The organism is Streptomyces sp. NPDC054866 (assembly GCF_053610745.1).
In genome coordinates this window covers 1263192-1282821 of record NZ_JBSGZA010000001.1, presented here as the reverse complement: position 1 = coordinate 1282821, position 19630 = coordinate 1263192, and the positions used below count along the sequence as shown (strand labels likewise).

17 protein-coding genes and 3 pseudogenes are annotated in these 19630 nt (G+C 70.6%); 5 read left to right on the top strand and 15 right to left on the bottom strand.

Features of this window, described 5'->3' with window-relative positions; translation table 11 throughout:
- Positions 1-2: 2 nt before the first annotated feature.
- The 9 genes and pseudogenes from ACWGI2_RS05450 to ACWGI2_RS05410 all read right to left on the bottom strand — a co-directional run bounded on the left by ACWGI2_RS05450 (position 3) and on the right by ACWGI2_RS05410 (position 7287).
- Positions 3-815, bottom strand: coding sequence for a carbohydrate ABC transporter permease (locus tag ACWGI2_RS05450; RefSeq protein ID WP_453694109.1), 813 nt, complete (start codon positions 813-815; stop codon positions 3-5).
- A 10-nt stretch (positions 816-825) separates the two neighbouring features.
- Positions 826-1809, bottom strand: coding sequence for a carbohydrate ABC transporter permease (locus ACWGI2_RS05445; RefSeq protein ID WP_453694107.1), 984 nt, complete (start codon positions 1807-1809; stop codon positions 826-828).
- Positions 1806-3113, bottom strand: coding sequence for an ABC transporter substrate-binding protein (locus ACWGI2_RS05440; RefSeq protein ID WP_453694106.1), 1308 nt, complete (start codon positions 3111-3113; stop codon positions 1806-1808). Before ACWGI2_RS05440 ends, ACWGI2_RS05445 begins: the two co-directional genes overlap by 4 nt.
- Positions 3114-3504: 391 nt before the next feature.
- Positions 3505-3714, bottom strand: a pseudogene (locus tag ACWGI2_RS05435) (hypothetical protein); the annotation flags it as partial.
- A 129-nt stretch (positions 3715-3843) separates the two neighbouring features.
- A pseudogene (locus tag ACWGI2_RS05430) lies at positions 3844-4053 on the bottom strand (hypothetical protein); the annotation flags it as partial.
- 255 nt (positions 4054-4308) lie between these two features.
- A pseudogene (locus ACWGI2_RS05425) lies at positions 4309-4983 on the bottom strand (caspase family protein); the annotation flags it as partial.
- Between the two features lie 2 nt (positions 4984-4985).
- Entirely contained in the window at positions 4986-5408 is a 423-nt protein-coding gene (locus tag ACWGI2_RS05420) for an effector-associated constant component EACC1 (protein WP_453694104.1), read from the bottom strand.
- A 71-nt stretch (positions 5409-5479) separates the two neighbouring features.
- A complete protein-coding gene (locus ACWGI2_RS05415) occupies positions 5480-6748 on the bottom strand; it encodes an MFS transporter (protein ID WP_453694102.1) in 1269 nt (422 codons plus the stop codon).
- Positions 6745-7287, bottom strand: coding sequence for a helix-turn-helix domain-containing protein (locus tag ACWGI2_RS05410; RefSeq protein ID WP_453694100.1), 543 nt, complete (start codon positions 7285-7287; stop codon positions 6745-6747). The genes ACWGI2_RS05415 and ACWGI2_RS05410 overlap by 4 nt, the downstream gene beginning before the upstream one ends.
- Before the next feature lie 102 nt (positions 7288-7389).
- Here ACWGI2_RS05410 and ACWGI2_RS05405 point away from each other — a divergent pair, with 102 nt between their 5' ends.
- Complete coding sequence (locus ACWGI2_RS05405; protein ID WP_453694098.1) at positions 7390-9027, top strand: GMC oxidoreductase; 1638 nt, start codon at positions 7390-7392, stop codon at positions 9025-9027.
- A gap of 9 nt (positions 9028-9036) precedes the next feature.
- Here ACWGI2_RS05405 and ACWGI2_RS05400 read toward each other — a convergent pair whose 3' ends face one another.
- The 4 genes from ACWGI2_RS05400 to ACWGI2_RS05385 form a co-directional block, all read right to left on the bottom strand.
- Entirely contained in the window at positions 9037-9516 is a 480-nt protein-coding gene (locus ACWGI2_RS05400; RefSeq protein WP_453694666.1) for a carboxymuconolactone decarboxylase family protein, read from the bottom strand.
- A 5-nt stretch (positions 9517-9521) separates the two neighbouring features.
- The gene (locus ACWGI2_RS05395; RefSeq protein WP_453694096.1) at positions 9522-10601 is read right to left on the bottom strand and encodes an NAD(P)H-dependent amine dehydrogenase family protein; all 1080 of its coding nucleotides are present in this window, start codon (positions 10599-10601) and stop codon (positions 9522-9524) included.
- Positions 10602-10676: 75 nt separating this feature from the next.
- Positions 10677-11192, bottom strand: coding sequence for a lytic polysaccharide monooxygenase auxiliary activity family 9 protein (locus tag ACWGI2_RS05390; RefSeq protein ID WP_160508892.1), 516 nt, complete (start codon positions 11190-11192; stop codon positions 10677-10679).
- Positions 11193-11411: 219 nt separating this feature from the next.
- Positions 11412-11954: an FABP family protein gene (locus ACWGI2_RS05385; protein WP_453694094.1), complete on the bottom strand. Its 543-nt coding sequence runs from the start codon at positions 11952-11954 to the stop codon at positions 11412-11414.
- Between the two features lie 171 nt (positions 11955-12125).
- Between ACWGI2_RS05385 and ACWGI2_RS05380 the strand changes: the two genes are divergently transcribed.
- The 4 genes from ACWGI2_RS05380 to ACWGI2_RS05365 all read left to right on the top strand — a co-directional run bounded on the left by ACWGI2_RS05380 (position 12126) and on the right by ACWGI2_RS05365 (position 17367).
- On the top strand, positions 12126-13820 hold the full coding sequence (locus ACWGI2_RS05380; RefSeq protein ID WP_453694092.1) for an ABC transporter ATP-binding protein: 1695 nt from the start codon (positions 12126-12128) through the stop codon (positions 13818-13820).
- Positions 13817-15622, top strand: a complete 1806-nt coding sequence (locus ACWGI2_RS05375; RefSeq protein ID WP_453694090.1) for an ABC transporter ATP-binding protein — start codon at positions 13817-13819, stop codon at positions 15620-15622. Before ACWGI2_RS05380 ends, ACWGI2_RS05375 begins: the two co-directional genes overlap by 4 nt.
- 38 nt (positions 15623-15660) lie before the next feature.
- A complete protein-coding gene (locus ACWGI2_RS05370; RefSeq protein ID WP_453694088.1) occupies positions 15661-16197 on the top strand; it encodes an NUDIX hydrolase family protein in 537 nt (178 codons plus the stop codon).
- 117 nt (positions 16198-16314) lie between these two features.
- A complete protein-coding gene (locus tag ACWGI2_RS05365) occupies positions 16315-17367 on the top strand; it encodes a YncE family protein (protein ID WP_453694086.1) in 1053 nt (350 codons plus the stop codon).
- 29 nt (positions 17368-17396) lie between these two features.
- Here ACWGI2_RS05365 and ACWGI2_RS05360 read toward each other — a convergent pair whose 3' ends face one another.
- Both ACWGI2_RS05360 and ACWGI2_RS05355 read right to left on the bottom strand, forming a co-directional pair.
- Positions 17397-18719 (bottom strand): YhgE/Pip domain-containing protein, encoded by a 1323-nt coding sequence (locus ACWGI2_RS05360; protein WP_453694084.1) that lies wholly within the window; start codon positions 18717-18719, stop codon positions 17397-17399.
- A gap of 106 nt (positions 18720-18825) precedes the next feature.
- Positions 18826-19557 carry a FadR/GntR family transcriptional regulator gene (locus ACWGI2_RS05355; RefSeq protein ID WP_453694082.1) on the bottom strand — a complete coding sequence of 244 codons (732 nt, stop codon included), beginning with the start codon at positions 19555-19557 and terminating at the stop codon, positions 18826-18828.
- Positions 19558-19630 lie beyond the last annotated feature (73 nt).

Here is a 19630-nt window from a genome sequence, read left to right as displayed (position 1 = left end):
GGTCAGCGGGCGGATGCGGTGACGCCGCGCAGGAACAGGCCGCGGAACACCAGGAAGAGGACGAGGGTGGGCGCGGAGACGATCAGCGCGCCGGCCAGGATGACGGGCGGCCCCGTCGAGGAGTAGGCGTTGTTGAGGGTGGTCAGCGCCGCCATCACCGGCTGGACGTCGGGGCTGCGGCTGAGCGTGATGCCGAGGAGCAGGTCGTTCCAGACGGCCGTGAACTGGAAGATGAAGGCCGCGCCGAGCCCTGCCTTCATCAGCGGTACGTGGATGCGCCAGAAGATCCGCCGGAAGGAGGCGCCGTCGATGAGTGCGGCCTCGGTCAACTCGGGCGGCATCGTGGTCATCTGATTGCGGATCAGGAAGAAGGCGAACGGCACCGCCCACGCGACGTAGATCAGCATGAGCCCGATCCGCGTGTCGTACAGATCGGCGTCCGCGTACAGGCCGAAGAGCGGCGCGAGGAACATCTGTAGGGGGAAGAGCGTGCCGGAGTAGATCAGCCAGAACCAGAAGGCGGGCCTGGGGATGGGCAGGACGACGACGGCGAACGCCGCCATGGCCGCGATGAGTACGGCGGCCAGGCCGCACACCACGGCGTAGAGCAGCGAGGCCTGGAAGCTGTCGCCGATGCCCGCCACGTTCCAGGCGGTCTTGATGTTCTCGATGAGGTCGAATCCCTGGAAGGTCCAGTCCGGCTTGCCCGTGTACTCGGCGGCGGGCGTCAGCGCGTTGACCACGAGGAGATACATCGGGACCAGCCAGAGCAGCACGCATCCGGTGACGAAGAGATGGCGCACGGTGCGACCCATGGGGACCTCCTCAGGCCTTGGCGGTGGCGGCGCGGGAGTCGGCCTCGGGCATCTGGCGGCGCAGGTACATCCAGGAGGAGGCGACGACGATCACCGAGAGGACGAGGGCGATCGCGGAGCCGTAGCCGACGTGGAAGAGCCGGAACGCCTCGCGGTACATGCTCAGGGCGAGGGTCTCGGAGGAGCGGGACGGGCCGCCCTTGGTGAGGATCCAGATCATGTCGAACGCCTTGAGGCTGTTCACGATGGCCATCCCGACCACGACGACCGTCACGGCCCGCAGCTGGGGCAGCGTGACGTACCGGAACATCCGCCAGCCGCTCGCGCCGTCCAACTGGGCGGCCTCGACGGTGTCTTGGGGGATGGCCCGCAGGCCGATCGCGAAGAGGACGACGTTGAGCCCGGTGGCCTGCCACGTACTGGCGACGATCATCGAGAGCGTGTTCTGTGGCCACTCAAGGAGCCAGGTCTGCGCCCATGAGTCGAGGCCGATCCCGCGAAGGACCTGATTGACCGCGCCGTCGGACGTCAGCATGAAGTTCCATAGGACCGCCGTCGCGGCGGCCGAGATGGCGTAGGGCAGCACGATCACCAGCTGGGCGATGCCACCGAACCGCATCCGGTGCGTGGCGACGGCGATGAGCAGTCCGGCGAGGACCGGCAGGAGCAGGGTCCCGGCCACCCACATCAGGGTGTTGAGCAGCGACCGGCCGAAGATCGGGTCGTCGGCGAGCCGGGCGTAGTTGTCGAATCCGGTGAAGCTGCTCGTGAAGCCGTTGTCCTCGAAGAAGCTGCCGTAGACGCTGCGGAAGAAGGGATAGACGAGGAGTACGCCGACGAAGGCGAAGGCGGGCAGCGCCCAGGGCAGTGCGGCGAGCGGACCGCCGAGCCTGCCGTTGCCGCGTACGGCCTGGTGCGGGCTGCGGGTCGGGACGCGGCGGCGTACGCGCACGGGTTTCGCGGTGTGCCGGGCGGGGGTCACGATCTCGCTCATGTCTCCTCCGCCTCCCGCCACACCTGCCAGGCCTCGTCCGCGCGGTCCTGCATGGTGCGCAGGGTCTTGCGGGCGGACGAAGGATTCAGCAGGAACCCGGCGAGATCGTCGACGGTTGCCTCGACCAGTTCGGGCGGTCCCTGTTCCCAGAAGCGGTTGAGCAGCCAGAGCTTGTCGCCGCGCACCTTCTTCGCGAGGCCGGCGATCACGGGGTTCGGGGGCTCGACCTTCGGGTTGGGGCAGCCGTCCTGGAGGGTGTGCGAGAAGGCTTTCATGACGGCTGGCCGCAGCCAGTTGCCTGCCGCCTTCAACGCCTCTTGCCTGTCGGGGCCTTTGACGGTGGAGACGAGGGCGCTGGACTCGAAGATGACGCAGGGACGTGCCTTGGGATCCGCCATGGGGAGGATGAAGGCACCGAGGTTCTTGCCGGGCTTCGCGCCCGCGCCCACGAGGGTCGAGCCGAGCCAGGTGCCGCAGGGCACCATCCCGACCTTGCCGTGCACGACGGCCGCCGCGGCGTCCGCGTGGCTCATGTCCATGGAGGTGAACCAGTCCTTGTCGAAGAAGGACTCCAGGGTGCGCAGGGCGCGTTCGGCGCGCGGGTCGGTGTACCGCTCGCGACCGTTCATCAAGTCCTCGTAGAAATGGGGGTCCTGGCGGCTGAGGACCTCCTGGAACCAGATGAAGGCGGGCCAGCGGTCGGCCGCCGAGCCGTGCAGCGGGGCGATCCCGCTCTTCTTGAGCCGCTCACAGGTGGCGAGGAACTCGTCCCAGGTCTCGGGGACTTGGAGTCGGTGCTCCTCGAACACCTCGATGTTGTAGAAGAACACCCAGTACGCGAGGTTCATCGGCAGGCCGTAGACCCGCTCCCGGTAGGTGAACGCGTCCCGTAAGGAAGCATCGGCCCAGCCCTTCCTGACGGCGCTGTCCCACTGCCGGGTCAGGTCGACGATGCCGCCCGTTCGGGCGAGGTCCTGGAGCCGGTAGCCCGACCAGTACTTGAGCATGTCCGGTGTCTTGCTGGTGCGCAGCGAGGACTTGACGACCTGCTCGAACGACTCGAGGGACGGGTTGACCTCGGGCACCAACTGGAGGCCCGCCGCGGACTTCATGGCGGCTCCCGCCGCGGCCATCGGCTTCTCCCAGGCCGCACTGTCACCGAGTACGGCGACCTTGCCGGGAGGCTGCCCGCTCGCGGTTCCGCAGGCCGTGGCCAGCGCTCCGGCGGCGGCCGCGGCGAGGAGGGCACGACGGTCGAGCGGAGCACCTGGCAGCGGATGAACGCGGTGACGACTACCTGACATGGGTGGCTCCCCCCCAGGTGTGTGTCGGCCCGGTGTTAGCGTTAACACGGGCGTGATGGAGCTTCTCTACGCCGGGGTGGGATGTCAATGGTTCGCGCAGCGCAAGGCGTGGGCGGAGGCCGGCCCCCTGAATGCGGGCCGTGGGCGGCGGTCAGCCCCGCTGGATGCCCGACGTGTCGAGCAGGAACCCCCGGCGACTGTCCTCGGCCAGCGCGAGGAGCGCCTCGCCCCGGCGCGCGATCGCCAGGTACCACGTGCCGGGTTGCAGCTCAGCCACCCATTCCGTGTCGCCGTCCGCGCTCATCAGCGGGCGCGGTACCGGTACCGCGAACCAGAACGGCTCGAAGTCCGGGTCGAATGCGGCGCCCGCCTGGCCGGGCTTGTCGCCGATCCCCCGCTCGATGCCCGACGTATCGAGCAGGAACCCGGAGAAGCCGTCCTGGGATTGGGCGAGAAGCGCCTCACCCCGTTGCTCGCTCGCCAGATACCACGCACCCGGTTGCAGCTCGGCCACCTCTTCGAAGTCGCCGTCCGCGCTCATCAGCGGGCGCGCCACCGGCACCGTGAACCAGAACGGCTCGAAGTCCGGATCGGGCGAGGCACTCACCGCGTCGGCCAGTCGCCGGGCCTCGCGCACGGTCCGCTCGGTACGCCGCCTCGACGCCGCCGCGTCGCTGCCGCCCAGCGGTGAACTCGCCTTCACGGCCGGCGCGTCGGGCTTCTCGCTGATTCCCCGCTGGATGCCCGACGTGTCGAGCAGGAACCCACGACGGCCTTCCTTGGTGAAGGCGACGAGCGCCGTGCCGCGCTGCTCGGCCGCCAGATGCCAGACGCCCGGTTCGAGCTCCGCCACCGGCTGCAACGACCCGTCCTCACCCATCAGCGGGCGCGCGACCGGCACCGCGAACCAGAACAGCTCGAAGTCCGGATCGGGCGCGGCCGCCACGGCCGCCGCGAGGCGCTGCGCGGTCTCGACGGTCTCGCGGGCGCGCCGCTCGGCCTCCCGGCGCAACTCCTCGCTCTCCCACCGCATTTGCTCCGCCCGCCGCTCGATCCGCGCGAGCCGCTCCTCGGCCTCCCGCTGCCGGAGGTCGAAGCGCCACCGGTCGGGCGGGGGCGCGGCACCGCGGGACGCCGCCCGGTTGCGGGCGATGGCGATGTCGCCGCCGAGGTTGCGGTTGCGCTGCTGCGGCACAGGGCGGGATTTGCTGGTCAAGGCGCGGCGCACGTCCCGGTAGAGGGTGTCCATGTCCAGCGGATCAGGCTTGCCCGCGACCCCCTCGGCGAGGGTGGTGAGGAGTTCACCGGTGAACGCGGTGTACGTCTCGCCGGGCGGGGACAGCGCCGGACGCGTCTCGGCGCAGGACGCGAGCACGCACGTACCGTCGACCACGGCCTGGTCCGCGAGGTGCGCGCTCGCGCTCATCTTGCCGACCAGAGCCCGTCCGCTGTAACAGCAGTCGAGGATCAGCACCGTGCTGCGGGCGCGGGCCCGCGGGTCGAGCACGGCCCTGCGCAGGTACTCGTACCGCAGCCAGGTGTACTCGCGTTCGCCGTCCGAGTCGGGCAGGGCCAGGTACAGCTCGTCGGTGTGCGGGTCCATCAGACCGTGCCCGGCGTAGTAGACGAGCAGGGTGTCCAGGGCTCGGTGCGCCCGCTCCCGGACCACGTCGAGGACCTGTCCTGCACTGCTCGGCTGGGGCAGCACCGTGCACGCGTCGTCGGACAGCCCCCACACGGCGGGATCGGTCAGCACCTCCCGCAGCCCCCGCAGGTTGCGGGCGACGGAGGGCAGGTCGTCCAGGCGGGTGTAGTCGTGGACACCGACCAGTACGGCCTCGGAGCGGGCCGGATCCGACAGCAGCGCCACGGTTACTCGTCATCTCCGTCCGCCGGGGCGGGCGCGGGCCCTGCGCCCTCGTTCCAGAGCCGCAGGACCTGTTCGACGGTCTCCGGTGAACTGTCCTGGAGGGTGATCACGACGCCGTCCCGTTCGAGCCGCACCTGCGGCGGACGCGGACGCGAGCCCCGCCAGGCGGCGACGGCGGTGATCAGGCCGCCCAGGGCGATGCTGTTGGTGAGGACGACGTTGACGAGGTCCAGACCGTCGCCCATGCTCCCCGGCGCCACGTGCCGTGTCCCGGTGGACACCCGTGCCTGGCCGCGCAGTTCGGACTCCGCCACGAGCCAGCGGTACAGCGAGAGGACGGACGCTGTGGACTCGGCGCCTTCGGCCGCCGCGTCCGTGCCTTCGCTGCCTCCGCTGCCTTCTCCGAACGTGAGGTTGACCTCCACGCCCAGGCCCCTTCCCCCGATGTGGTCCGCGCTGCTCATCGTAGAGCGCGGCCTGTGCGGGCACCGGCCTTTCAGGGGCCCTGGACCCGCACGGCGTCTTCCGCGGGTTCGGGCAGTTCCCGGGTTCCCGCTACGGGCGACGGCAGGAGCCACAGCACCGCGAGGACGGCCCCGCCCGTGCCGATCCAGAGCGTGGGGCGCAGGCCGACGGCCGTGCCGAGGAAACCGCCGAGCAGGGCGCCCAGCGGGCGGAAGCCGTGGTTCAGGGTCCGGTAGGCGCCCATCACCCGGGAGCGGATGGCGGAGGGTATCAGCGCCATCTGGAGCGACGCCGCGGCGATGTCGATGACCATCACGCCGACGCAGCAGAGGAATTCGGCGGCGAAGAGCGTGGCGACGACCAGCGGCAGCGGGCCGCTCGCGAGGGGGATGAGCAGCAGCGGCATGGTGAAGCCGAGGGAGCCGACGATGATCGAAGGACCGATGCCGAAGCGGCGTACGACCATGCCGCTGCATGCGGCGCCCAGCAGTCCGCCGACGGCGCCCGCTCCGAGTATCGCGCCGAGAACGCCTGCGCTCAGGCCGAGTTCGACCGTCACGTACAGCACGAAGAGCGTGTGGAACATGTAGTTGAAGAACTGGATCGTGCCGGACCAGGCGAAGAGTGCCCGCATGGTCGGCTCCTTGACGACCCAGCGCAGCCCGGCCGTGAAGTGCCCCTTGGCGACCGGCGCCGGTTCGGGCTCGACGGGCTTGATACGGGACAGCTGGCGTGCCGAGACCAGATAGGTGAGGGCGTCGGCGAACAGGGCGAAGGGAGCGGTGAGGAACTGGACAAGGAGACCGCCCGCCCCGGGACCGGCCAGCCAGGACATCGAACGGCTGCCGTTCACCAGGGAGTTGGCCTGCACATAGCGCTCGGCCGGCACCAGCGCCACGAACAGCGTGGCGTTGCAGACGTCGAAGAGAACGGTCAGCGCGCCGATAGCGAAGGCCGTCGCGTAGAGCTGCCCGAGCGTGAGGGCCTCGAGCAAATAGGCCACCGGCAGCGTGAGGAGCAGCGCCGCGCGGGCCAGGTCGGCGGCGATCATGGCGCGCCTCCGCCGGGCCTGCCGGTCGGCCCATGCGCCGAGCGGCAGGTTCAGGAGGAGCGTGGGCAGCAGTTCGGCGGTCTTGAGCCACCCCATCTCGGCGGCGTCCGCGCCGAGGACCAGCACGGCGGCGAGCGGGATGGCGATCAGCGAGATCTCGTCGCCGATGAGCGAGACGGTCTGCCCGGTCCAGTAGCGCCGGAAGCTCCGCTCGCGCAGCAGGCCGGGTATCCGCTCCCGGAGCTTCACCCGCCAGCCTCCTCCGTACCACCGTCCGGGACTTCCTCGGGGATCTCCCGGTCGACGAAGGCGAGGCGCAACAGGCTGACGGGGCGCGCGCCTTCGGGGCGCCGGTCCGGGTCGTTCTCACGGTCCTCGTAGGGCTGCAGCAGTCCGTCGATGCGCTCGATGATGCCGGTCAGCTCATCGGGGGTGAGGTGGAGGAGCGTGTCGCTGAACTCCTCCGCCTCGCGCCAGACGCGTGGCAGCCGGTGGCGTTGCTCCATGGCCCGGACGGCACGCTCGAAGTACCGCTCGGCGACCGCCGCGCTCAGCGCGTCCGATGCCTCGGCGATGGACGGGTCCTCGCTGTATCCGGGCCAGTCGGTGAACTGCGCGGTCGCCTGCCACGGCTTCTGGCGCCCCCGGCCGCCGGGCGCCTCCTCGACGAGCCCGTACTTCGCCAGTATCCGCAGGTGGTACGAGCAGCTGGCCACGGACTCGCCGGTCAGCTCGGCGGCACGGGTGGCCGTGAACGGCCCGCTCCGCCGCAGCAGTCCGACCCGCAAGCGGAACAAGATCGGACAGAAGTTACCTCTAGGTATGCAGTGACTTAATGTGCCAGTAGCAGTAGAACTCGTTCCCATTCCTACGAGAGTGAGGAACGTCACATGAGTGGCTCTACCACGCGTATAACCGTCCCGGAGGGCGTCAGCCGACGAAGATTCATCGCTGGAACTGGTTCTATTCTGGGAGCCGTCACGCTCTCCGCTCAGGCCGCTTCCGCGCAGACACGATCCGCGGCCGGCCCCATCGGCGATGGAGCCCGCGTCCCGGTCCTTGTGATCGGCACCGGGTACGGCGGCTCCGTCGCCGCCCTGCGGCTCGCCCAGGCGGGCGTCGACGTCCACATGGCCGAGATGGGCATGGCCTGGGACACCCCCGGCCCCGACGGCAAGATCTTCGCCCACACGACCTCGCCCGACGGCCGTTCCTACTGGCTGCGCACCAGGACCAAACAGCCCCTGAGCAACTTCCTCGGCTTCCCCATCGACAAGGACATCCCCCGCTACACCGGAATCCTGGACGCCGAGGACATGGGCGGGATCCTCGTCTACCAGGGCCGCGGCGTCGGCGGCGGTTCGCTGGTCAACGGCGGCATGGCGGTCACGCCCAAGCGCGAGAACTTCGGCGCCGTACTCCCGTCGGTCGACGCCGACGAGATGTACTCCACCTACTACCCGCGCGCCAACGCCGGTCTCGGCGTCAGCACCATCGACCCCGCATGGTTCGACAGCGTCGACTGCTATCAGTACTCCCGCGTCGGCCGTAAGCACGCCCAGCGTTCCGGCTTCCCGTTCGTCTTCGTGCCCGGTGTCTATGACTGGGACTACATGAAGCAGGAGGCGGCCGGAACAGTCCCCAAGTCGGCGGTCGCCGGTGAGATCCTCTATGGCAACAACTACGGCAAGAAGTCACTCCAGAAGACCTACATCGCCCGTGCCACCGCCACTGGAAAGGTCACCATCTCCCCGCTGCACAAGGTCACTTCGGTCTCCCCCGCCTCCGGCGGCGGCTACACCGTCGTCATCGAGCAGCTCAACACCAGCGGAACCACCACCGCCACCAAGACGGTGACCGCGGACAAGGTGTTCTTCGCGGCCGGCAGTGTCGGCACCAGCAAGTTGCTGGTCAAACTGAAGGCCACCGGAGCGCTGCCCCGGCTGAACGGGGAGATCGGCAAGGGCTGGGGCGACAACGGCAACGTCATGTGCGGCCGCGCCAACCACATGTGGGACGCGACCGGCAAGGTCCAGTCGTCCATCCCCACGGCCGGCATCGACAACTGGGCGTCCGGTGGCGCGTTCGCCGAGGTCGCGCCGCTGCCCACCGGGATCGAGACGTACGCGTCGTTCTATCTCTCGATCACCAAGAACCCGAACCGTGCCGCCTTCTCCTGGAACGCGGCGGCGGGCAAGGTGGAGCTGAACTGGCAGACCGCCTGGAAGCAGCCCTCCATCGACGCCGCCAAGACCATCTTCGACAAGATCAACTCGAAGGAGGGGACGATCTACCGCACCGATCTGTTCGGCTCGTACAAGATCTGGGGCGACCACCTCACCTACCACCCGCTCGGAGGCGCCGTCCTGAACAAGGCCACCGACAACTACGGCCGTCTGCAGGGCTATTCGGGCCTGTACGTCATCGACGGCTCGCTGATCCCCGGCAACACGAGCGTCAATCCGTTCGTCACCATCACGGCGCTCGCCGAACGGAACATCGAGAAGATCATCGCCACGGATGTGTAGCGACACCGTTCAATGGCCGGGGAGTACGCAGACCGCGTCCAGGCCGAGCACATGGTTGAGCCGGCCGAACGCCAGCCAGGAGCCGATGCTCATGCTCAGTTCCACGATCTCGCGCTGGCTGTAGTGCGCGGTCATCCGCTTCCAGAACTCCTCGTCGAGGCCATGGTGATCCAGGGCGTACCGCTCGGCGTACTCGGCGGCAAGACGCGTCCGGTCGTCGAAGGCATCGGTGGTGCGCCACTGGGTCACCGCTTCGGCGAACTCCTCCTCGACCTTCTGGCCCTCGCGCTCGGTCCGCCAGTCGAGGCAGAACAGGCACCCGTTGATCTGCGCGACACGCAGCCGTGCGGCCTCGAACTCCCGCAGCCCCAGGGTCGTGTGCTCGTACACCGACAGCGAGAAGTTCGCCGCCGCCATGCCGATCCCGGGGACCATCTCGCCCCACACGTACCCGATGGGCTCCTGCCCCTCGGGAATGTCTATGTGCATCGAGCTCATTGCTTGCTCCTTCCGAGCTTGCCGGTCGCGGGGCGCAGCGGGACGTCGAGGGCGTCGTAGAGTCCGGGGGCCGCGTCCACGAGCCAGTCGATGGCGCCGACCAGGCGGCCGACGGCGGTGGCGTTGCCGCCCGCTGACCGGTTCTCGCCCTCGTCGGTGGCCTCCACCATGACCTCGATGCGCGGGCGGCCCTCGATGATCACGCGGTGCGCGCCCGCGCCGTCGGGCGGCGTCGGCCAGTCCGGTGCGCAGGACGGGTGGATGCGGGTGACGTGCTCGATGACGATGCGGGGTTCGCCCCCGACGATGCCCTGCACCTCGAACCGCACGGCGCCCTGAGTGCCCGCGCCGAAGTCGCCCATCGTCCGTGTGCTCACCGACGTGTCGAGCGGGCGCCGCTCCAACGTCTCGCGGATGTCGTCGAGTTCGACGCCGAGCGCCCTGGCCATCAGCCGGATCTGGCCGCCCCACACCATGGTCGGTACGGTCTCGGCGAGCATGAGGGGCTCGTAGTCCATCGGATGCCCCATGCCGATCAGGTGGCGTACGGAATCCTCCTGGTCGTACGTGGAGTAGTCGAAGATCTCCTGGCAGCGGATCCCGTCGACGGTGCTGCCGAGTCCGCTGATCAGGAGCGGCAGTACGTCGTTGCCCCAGCCGGGGTCGACGCCGGAGACGAAGAGGGAGCCGCCGCCGTCCGCGACGGCCGCGAGGATCGGGTCCCGCAGCTCGGCCGGTGCGTTGCGCTGGTCGTAGAGCGCGTACAGCGCGGGGGTGACGACGACGGCTCCGGCCCGGATCGCCCGGCCGACGTCGTCCAGGGCCTCGTCGGGGCGGATGTCGCCGGATGCCGCGTACACCACGGCCTGGGGCGAGGCCGCGAGGACCGCGTCGATGTCGTCGGTCGCCGGTATGCCCAACTGCCCCTGGAGACCGGCGAGGTCGGCCGCGTCGCGGCCGACCTTCTCGGGACTGTGGACGAGCACGGCCGTGAGCTTCAGCGCCGGGTGGGCCTCGACGGCACGGATGGCCGCTCGGCCGACATTTCCGGTACCCCAGACCACCGTGGAAATCATGCGGCGGAGGGTAACCAGAGGGCGTATCAGTTCATAGGGCCATGACGGGAGAGATTTCCACCAAGGGCGCCTGCCCTAGCGGATGTTGACGTCGATGCACGCGTAGAAGGCGTTCGACGTGTCACCTATGTTCCAGACCGCGAGCACCTTGTGCCTGCCGGTGGCGCTTCCGAGGTTGACCTGGTGCGAGACGGTGGCCGGGGGCTGCTGGTTGCCGCCGTCGATCGTGGCGACCTTCGTGCCGTCGACGAAGTACTCGTAGTTCGCGGTGCGATGCCGTGCGGTGAACGTCCAGGTGAAGGTCTGCGTCCTGCTCACATCGCTGACCTTCCAGCCCTTGCTGTCGTCGTTCAGCTCAGCGAACCTGGCGTTGCCGCCGTGGCAGCTGCGCAGGCCCTTGGGGCCCTCGACGCTCTGCGGTTCGTACTTGATGTCGCCGCAGGCGATCGTGCGCGCGGCGCACTGCGCCTGCCGGCTCGCCGGTGCGTTGACGTATCCGTGCGCGCTGGCCGAACCCGTCGGCAGGGTGAGGGCCAAGACCGGCGCGAGACCCGCACCGATCATGGCGGCCAACTTCCGCTTCCTGTGCATGCGTAACTCCTTCACGGCGCTGGGGTGGGGGTGTGCGTGAAGTGCTTCTGCGGGTTGCGCGACGTACTGGGGTGGGGGGGTGTTCATGAAGCGCACGTGCTGAGGCCAGAGGTTCGCGATGGCCGATTGGTCCAGACCGATTAGTCCAGACCATAGACTTTGGCCAGCCTCGGTCAAGGCCGCTTTCGCGCCACGTACGGGCGGCGGGCCCGCCCCGCCCTACGCCGTGCGGCGCAGCCGTGCCGAGAGGTGGTGCTGGAGCGGCTGACCGACCGCTTCGAGGTCGTGGACGAAGGTGAGTTCACCGTCGTCGGTGACCGTGTAGCGGCGACGGGTGGCCGTGACCTCCTTGGCGGTGGGCGTACGGGCCACCTCACTGGTGGAGAGGTCGATGGTGTTGCCGCTCGCCCGGCCCACCGCGATCTCCGCGATGCCGGTGGGCTGGGTGATGAGCGCCTCCACCCGTCCGTCGGGCTGGAGCCGCCACCAGCCGCTCTCGCGTGCGGACGGCCGCAGCGGCGCGTCGTCGGCGTCGAGGAGCCAGGCCCGTGCCTCGTAGCGGAGGAAGGGGCGGCCGTCGTGGCTGAAGGTGACCTCCTGGGCGTACGTGAAGTCCGCGTCGAGGGTCGGGTACTCGCCCTGCCCCCTGCCGTGCCAAGTGCCCAGGAGACCGAGCACGGGCGCGAGGAGCGCGTGCGGTGCCGGTGCCTCGTCCGGTCGGTGACCGTCGGGGTACGGGTGCTCCGGTGCGGGGTCGAACACGGTGTGCGCTCCAGGGGTCGGGGCCGGTGCCAGGAGGAAGCCTAGGGGCCCACAGGGACGAGGGCGGCCCACGGGGCGTGGCGCGGGCTCCCTCGGGCGATGACCCGGCCTCGAACCGACTTAGGGTAGCCTCACCTAGATTTTTGCTGTCCGGCCCTGGAGAGGTGGCGGGTGAGTTCTTCAAGTCCGTCGGGGCGGGACGTCCTGAGAGAGTCGATACGGGGCCAGCGGCGCGATGTCGCCGTCGGCTCGGTGCTGGGTTCCGGGCACCAGATAGGCGAGGCGCTCGTCCCCGTCCTGATCGGCGTCGCGATCGACCAGGCCGTCACCGACTCCGACACCGGCGCCCTGCTCCTGTGTCTCGGCGTCCTGGCCGTCGGCTATGTGGCGCTCGCGCTGAGCTTCCGCTTCGGCGCCATGGCCGGTGAGCGGGCCGCCGCCCGCGCCGAGCACACGCTGCGCATTTCCCTCGTACGACGCATCCTCCATCCCGGCGGCGGAGCCGAGGAAGGCCGGCTGCCCGGCGCCCTCGCCAACATCGCGACCGAGGACGCCAAGCGGGTCGGCGCCGTCAACATGGCCTTGATGGCCGGGATCTCGGCACTGACCGGCATCCTCACCTGCGCCGTCGTCCTGCTGCGGATGTCGCTGACGCTCGGCCTCGTCGTGCTGCTCGGCACACCGGTGCTGCTCTGGCTCGGGCACCTCCTGAGCAAGCCGCTGGAGAGCCGCAGCGAGGCCGAGCAGGAGCGCGCGGCGCACGCATCCGCCGTTGCCGCCGACCTGGTGACCGGCCTGCGGATCCTCAAGGGCATCGGTGGTGAGTCGGCGGCCATCGCCCGCTACCGCACCACCAGCCGCGACTCCCTCGGTGCCACCCTGAAGGCGGCACGGGCCCAGGCCTTCCAGAGCGGTGTGGTCCTTGCCCTCACGGGGTGCCTGATCGCCGCCGTCGCACTGGTCGGAGGCAGGCTTGCCGCCCAGGGCAGCATCAGCCTGGGCGAACTGGTGTCGGCGGTCGGGCTCGCGCTCTTCCTCCTCGGCCCCCTGGAGACGCTCTCCTGGGTCAACGCCGAGTTCGCCCAGGGCCGGGCATCGGCAGGACGGATCGCGGAGGTCGTCGCCACCGCGCCCGCCGTCACCGGCGGAGACCGGAGCCTGCCCGTGCCGGTGCGCGGAGCGGTACGCCTCGACGGCGTACGGTACGGCGGGCTGCGCGGAGTGGACCTGGACATCACGCCCGGCGAGCTGCTCGGCGTGGTCGCGACGGACCCCGCGCACGCAGGCGACCTGCTGCGCTGCCTGGCCCGGCGGACCGATCCCGACACCGGGACCGTGGAGCTCGACGGCATACCCCTGCGGGACGTCGACCCGGCCGAACTGCGCACGGCAATGCTGGTCGCCGAGCACGACGCGGACCTCTTCGAAGGCACCGTCCGCGACAACGTCACCGCCGCCGCGTCCGACGCCACCGACCCGGAGCAGGCGATGGCCGCCGCCGGAGTGGCGCAGGTCGCCCGGACACTGCCGGACGGCGAGCACACGCCGGTCGGCGAGCGCGGCCGGTCGCTCTCGGGCGGGCAGCGCCAACGCGTCGCCCTCGCACGGGCGCTGGCAGCCGAGCCCCCCGTCCTCGTGGTCCACGACCCGACCACCGCGGTCGACGCCGTGACCGAGGCCCGCATCGCGGCCGGGCTCCGCGAGATCCGCAAGGGCCGCACCACGGTCCTGGTCACCACCAGTCCCGCCCTGCTCTCGGTCACCGACCGGGTGGCGCTCCTGGACGATGGCCGGGTCACCGACACGGCCCCGCACGCCGAACTGATCCAGCGTCATGAGGCCTATCGCACGGCGGTGTTGGCATGAACGAGACCCCGACCGAGCAGCACACGGACACCCGCGAGCTGCTCCCCGTCGCCACCGCACCACGCACCCGCGCCGCGGTACGCGACCTCGTGCGCCCGTACCGCGGCCTCGCGGTCGGCGGCTTCGCGGTGATGATCGCGGCGACGGCCGTGGGACTCCTCGTCCAGCCGCTGCTCGGCCGCATCGTCGACCTGGTGGCCGACCAGCGCCCTGCGGGCGACCTCACGCTGCCGGTCGTCCTGCTTGTCCTGGTCGCCCTCGCGCACGGCGGGACCACAGCGCTCGGCCTGTCACTCGTCTCCCGGCTCGGCGAGACCGTGCTCGCGCAGCTGCGCGAGCGGTTCGTGGAGAAGGCCCTGCGGCTGCCCCTCGAACAGGTGGAGAAGGCCGGTGCCGGAGACCTCACCGCCCGGGTGACCCGGGACGTCTCCGTGGTGGGCGAGGCGGTGCGCAGCGCCCTGCCCGAACTGGCCCGTTCGCTGCTCGCCATCCTGCTGACGCTGGCCGCGATGGCCGCGCTCGACTGGCGTTTCCTGGTCGCGGCCCTCCTCGCGGTGCCCATCCAGGCGTCCACGGCCCGCTGGTACGTCCGCCACGCCGTCCCGCTCTACGCCCAGCAGCGCATCGCCACCGGGGCCCAGCAGCAGCAGTTGCTGGACACCATCGCCGGCGCGGGCACGGTGCGGGCCTTCCGCATCGAGGAGCAGCACACCGCGCGGGTGACCCGGCGTTCGTCGACCGCGGTCGAGCTGAAGATGCGCGGCATCCGGCTGGTCCTCGACTTCTACAATCGCCTGCACGTCGCCGAGTACCTCGGCCTCACCGCCGTCCTCGTCACCGGGTTCTTCCTGGTCCGCGCGGACTCCGTGTCCATCGGCACCGCGACCGCCGCCGCGCTCTACTTCCACAGCCTGTTCACGCCGGTCAACTCCGCACTCGTACTCCTCGACGACGCCCAGTCGGCGACCGCCTCGCTCGCCCGCCTCGTCGGAGTCGCCGACGAGCCGACGCCTGAGCCCGCGCGGGCACGGGGGACGGCCCAGCCGTCGCGGCCCGATACGGAGCCGGAGGAGCCTGACGGCACCGTCACCGTGATCGGCATCGACCACGCGTACGTACCCGGGCAGCACGTCCTGCAGAACGTGGACCTGACGCTGCGGGCCGGGGAACGAGTGGCGCTGGTCGGCCCGAGCGGTGCGGGCAAGACCACCCTCGCCAAACTCATCGCGGGCGTGCACCAGCCGACCTCCGGCTCGGTACACCTGACCGGCACCCGGGGCCGGGGCAACGGCCTGCCGGTGGCCCTGGTCACCCAGGAGACACATGTCTTCGCCGGGCCGCTCGCGGACGATCTGCGCCTGGCCCGTGCCGACGCCACCGACGACGAGCTGCGCACGGCGCTGACCGACGTCGAGGCGCTCGACTGGGTCGAGGCCCTGCCCGGCGGCCTGGGAACCGTCGTGGGCGACGGAGGCCACCGGCTCACCTCCGCCCAGGTGCAGCAACTCGCCCTGGCCCGGCTGATGCTGGCCGACCCGCCGGTGGCCGTGCTCGACGAGGCGACGGCCGAGGCGGGCAGCACCGGCGCGCGTCTCCTGGAGAAGGCCGCGGGCCGGGCGGTGGAGGGACGCACCGCGCTGATCGTCGCGCACCGCCTCACCCAGGCCGCGACCGCGGACCGGATCGTCGTCATGGAGGGCGGCCGCATCGTGGAGAGCGGCACCCACGACGAACTGCGCGCGGGCTCAGGGCCGTACGCCGCCCTGTGGGAGACGTGGTCAGGCACCCGTACCGCGAGGTGAAGCAGCACGGCGGGAGCCAGTGAACGTATGATCAGCCGATGTCTGACACGACCGAAACCACGCCCGGCTGGCTGACCTCCGACGAGCTCGAGCAGGCCCGCAACCGCATGCCGATCCTGTACGTCGAGGCCGTGCCGGTGCGCGTCGACGACAGCGGCGAAGTCACCAGTATCGGACTCCTGTTGGGCATGGGACGGGACGGGGCGGTCAGCCGCTCCCTCGTCTCCGGCCGGGTCCTGCACCACGAGCGGGTCCGAGACGCCCTGCTGCGCCACCTGGAGAAGGACCTCGGCCCGGTGGCGCTCCCCCGCGTCCCGGCCTCGCTGCAGCCCTTCACCGTCGCCGAGTACTTCCCGACGCAGGGCATCACACCGTTCCACGACCCCCGCCAGCACGCGGTGTCCCTCGCCTACATCGTCCCGGTGGCCGGTGACTGCCGTCCCCGCCAGGACGCTCTCGACCTGGTCTGGTTCAGTCCGCGGGAGGCCTCGTCCGAGGTGGTCCAGAACGAGATGCCGGGCGGTCACGGTGTCCTCCTCAAGCAGGCCCTCGCGCACGCCGGTTGCCTGTCCTGAGCGGCGCCGGGCGAGGCAGGACGCGGACCGTCCGGTGACGGATTAGGTAAGGCTCGGCTAAGTTGATCGGCGAGTGGCTCCCTCCGGAGCCACCTCTGCCAAGGAGATCGACGCAGCATGACCGCATCCACCCACCGTGTCCGCAGCATCGCCATTGCCGTGTCCCTCGCCGCGGGGAGCGCCCTGGCCTCGTCCGGGACCGCGGGCGCCACCACCGCGGGCACCGGTTCGCCCGTCACCTCCTCGCCGATCGCGCCGGGCCTGTACCAGTCCGCGTACTCGGAGCGGAACGACGCGCTCTGGGTCGCCTCTTCCGTGGGCCAGCCGCCCGCGCCCGTCACCGAGTCCAGGCTCCTGAAGGTCGACCCTGACACCCTGCGGGTGGAGAAGTCGTACGCGCCGGTCGTCAACGCGGCCACGGGCACCGTCCAGTCCGTCTACGGCGTCGCCGTCGACGACGAGCACAACACCGTGTGGACGACGAACACCCGTGACAACTCCGTGTCCGTCTACAGCCAGCGCACCGGCAGGCACCTCGCCACCCTGCCCGGCGTGACCCACTCCCGGGAGATCGTCGTCGACGAGCGGCGCGACCTGGTGTGGGCGAGCGCCTTCGGCGACGGCACGCTCGTGGCCTTCGACTCCGGCACCTTCAAGGAGAAGCGGCGCGTCACCGTCCCGGGCGCGGGTCCGACGGGTCTCGCCGTGAACGAGCGGTCCGGCTCGGTGTACGCGGCCGACCACACCGGCGACCGGATCATCGAGGTATCCCCGAAGGGCGAGAGCCCACGGCTCATACCGACCGGTGACGGCCCGCTCTCGGTGGCACTCTCCAAGAACGGCCGCACCGCCTACACCGGTGACCAGACCGCGGGTACGGTCTCGGTCGTCGACCTGCGCGAGGGCGCCGTCACCCGGTCCGTGGCATCCGGCGGGGGCACCAAGTCCGTAGCCGTCGACCACCGTTCGGGCCACGTCCTGGCGGTCAACCGCCTCTCCGCCACCGTGACGGTCGTCGATCCGCGCAAGGGAGCCGTCGTGAGGACCGTGGCCACCGCCCCCCTCCCCAACCACGTCCACGTGGCCGAAGGCACCGCGTACGTGGTCGACAAGTCGGCTTCTGGCCCCGCGGGCGAAGACCTGATGACCCGTATCAGCGTCCGTCGCTGACGGCCGCCGTCCCGCACGGGCAGGCCGCTTCAGGGCGAGGGCTGCGGGGTCATCCTGTGCAGGCCCTTGCGGTCGTAGTAGCGGGTCATCGCGAACCCGAAGACGGCCGCGAGGGCAACACCGACCGCGATCATGATCCAGGCGCGGGCGAGACCGGCATCGGCGCGGGCGTCGAAGAAGAGGATGGAGCGGACGCCCCCGCTGAGCTGGCGCATGGGCTCGAAGATGCCGAGGAAGCGGTAGAAGCCGGGGACCGCCTCCAGCGGGATGGTGGCCCCGGACGACGGCAGGCCGAGGACGATGAACACGAACATGGACACGAGCTGACCGATCCCGCCGAAGGCGGCGTTGATGGCCTGAACTCCCAGGCCCACGGCGAGGCTCGCGCAGTAGGAGAAGATCCACAGCAGCGGCAGGTGGGTGGCGTCCATCCCGAGGACCGCGATGGTGGCCAGCATGATCAAGGTGGTGGTCAGGACCGTGATCCCCGCGGTCATGGCCATCTTCAGGAGCAGCGTCTGGGTACGGCTGATCGGCACGGTCGGGCGACGGGTGTGCCACGGGCCGATCTCACTGTCGGCGTAGCCGAGGGCCGTGTCGACGCCCATGCTGATGAGGTTGGCGCCGAGGAACCCGGCAAGGACGAGCAGCAGGGTGTAGTAGAACGCGCTCAGGCCCAACCCGCTGTTGTCGCCGATAGGGCGGCCGACCTCGGTGGTGATGCCGACGGGGTCGGTGAGCAGCAGGCCCGCGGTGGAACCGGCCTCCTTGTCGGCGCCCGCCGACTTCAGCTGCTTGCCGATGGCCTGCGACGACTGCTGTGCGGCCGCCGTGGTGATCCTGCTCGCCAGGGAGGAACCGAGGCTGCCCATGCCGGGGTTGGTCAGCACGGTCATCGTCGGCCGCTCCGTCGCACGCGGGGTGGTGAGCGCGGCCACGGAGTCGGTGAAGTTCGCGGGGATGACCAGGGCCCCGTAGATCTTGCCGGAGTCCAGCTCGTCCTGGGCCTGGGCCCGGGTGAGCCCGCGCCAGTCGGCCTTGTCGCTCGACGTGTCGGCGAGGACGGTCTCGGCGACCTGCGTCCCCAGGTTCTGCTTCTGCCCGGCCGGGGGCTTTCCCTGGTCCGCGTTGACGATGGCGATGGGCAGGTCGCGCAGGTCGCGGTTGGGGCTGATGATGCCGCCCATGTAGAGCAGGGACAGCAGCAGCGCGAGCAGCCCGGTCAGAACGGTCGGCACCAGCCACAGCTTGGGGTGGCGCAGGAGGGCGGAGGCGCGTGCCTCGGTGCCTGGCTGACGGGGAGCGCTGTCGTCGTCCGTGGTGTCGTCGGTGTCCTCGGTGTCGTCGTGCATGGGCCCACCTTCGGTGCCGCGTGCGGCGCCCGGGGTGAACGACACGGCCGGCCGGCCGCCGACGAAGCCCCGCACCCTCCGTGCGGCAGGGAAGTGACCGCGGGTCCTACGCCTCCGAGTCGCCCGGGGTGCTCGCCTCGTCGTCCGGGTTCCAGTCGAGCAGCCGGACCTTCGCGACCGTCCGCACGTGCCGGCGCATGGCGGCCGCCGCCGCCCGGCCCCGGCCGGCCTCGATCGCGTCGAGGATCGCGTGGTGCTGGGCGAGGGAACGGGCGGGACGGCGCACCTGGCGCAGCGACTCGTTGCGGCTCTCGGTGATCTGCTCGGCGATGGAGCGCATGAACTCGGCGAGCAGTGCGCTGTGGGCGGCCGCGGTCACGGCGGCGTGGAAGAGCCGGTCGCCCTCGACGCCGCGCTCGCCCGTCTCGATCTCCCGAGCCATCGTGTCGAGGGCGTCCCGCATCGCCCGCAGGTCCTCGTCCGTGCGGCGCTCGGCGGCCAGTTCGGCGAGTTTGGTCTCCAGGGCCTCGCGTGCCTCCAGGACGTCGGGCAGCCGTCGCTTGCGCTCCACGAGCCGCTCCACGGGCTCGGCGTCCAGGCTGTCCTTGACCAGATAGGTGCCGCCACCGTGCCGCACCTCGACCAGGCCCTGCACTTCGAGTACGACGATGGCCTGCTTGACGGAGGCGCGGGAAACGCCGAGACGCTGGGCCAGTTCACGCTCGGGCGGCAGCCGGTCGCCGGAGCGCAGGCCGCCCTCGCCGACGTAGGCGCGCAGCCGGTCGAGCACCTGCTCGTACAGCCTCGTCCTGCCCATGGGGCGCAGCGCGTCGGACATCCCATCCCCCATTTCGGCCCCCGTGCCGGATTTCGGTCCCCGTGCTGATGGGTCCGCAGCCTAACAGCGGCCG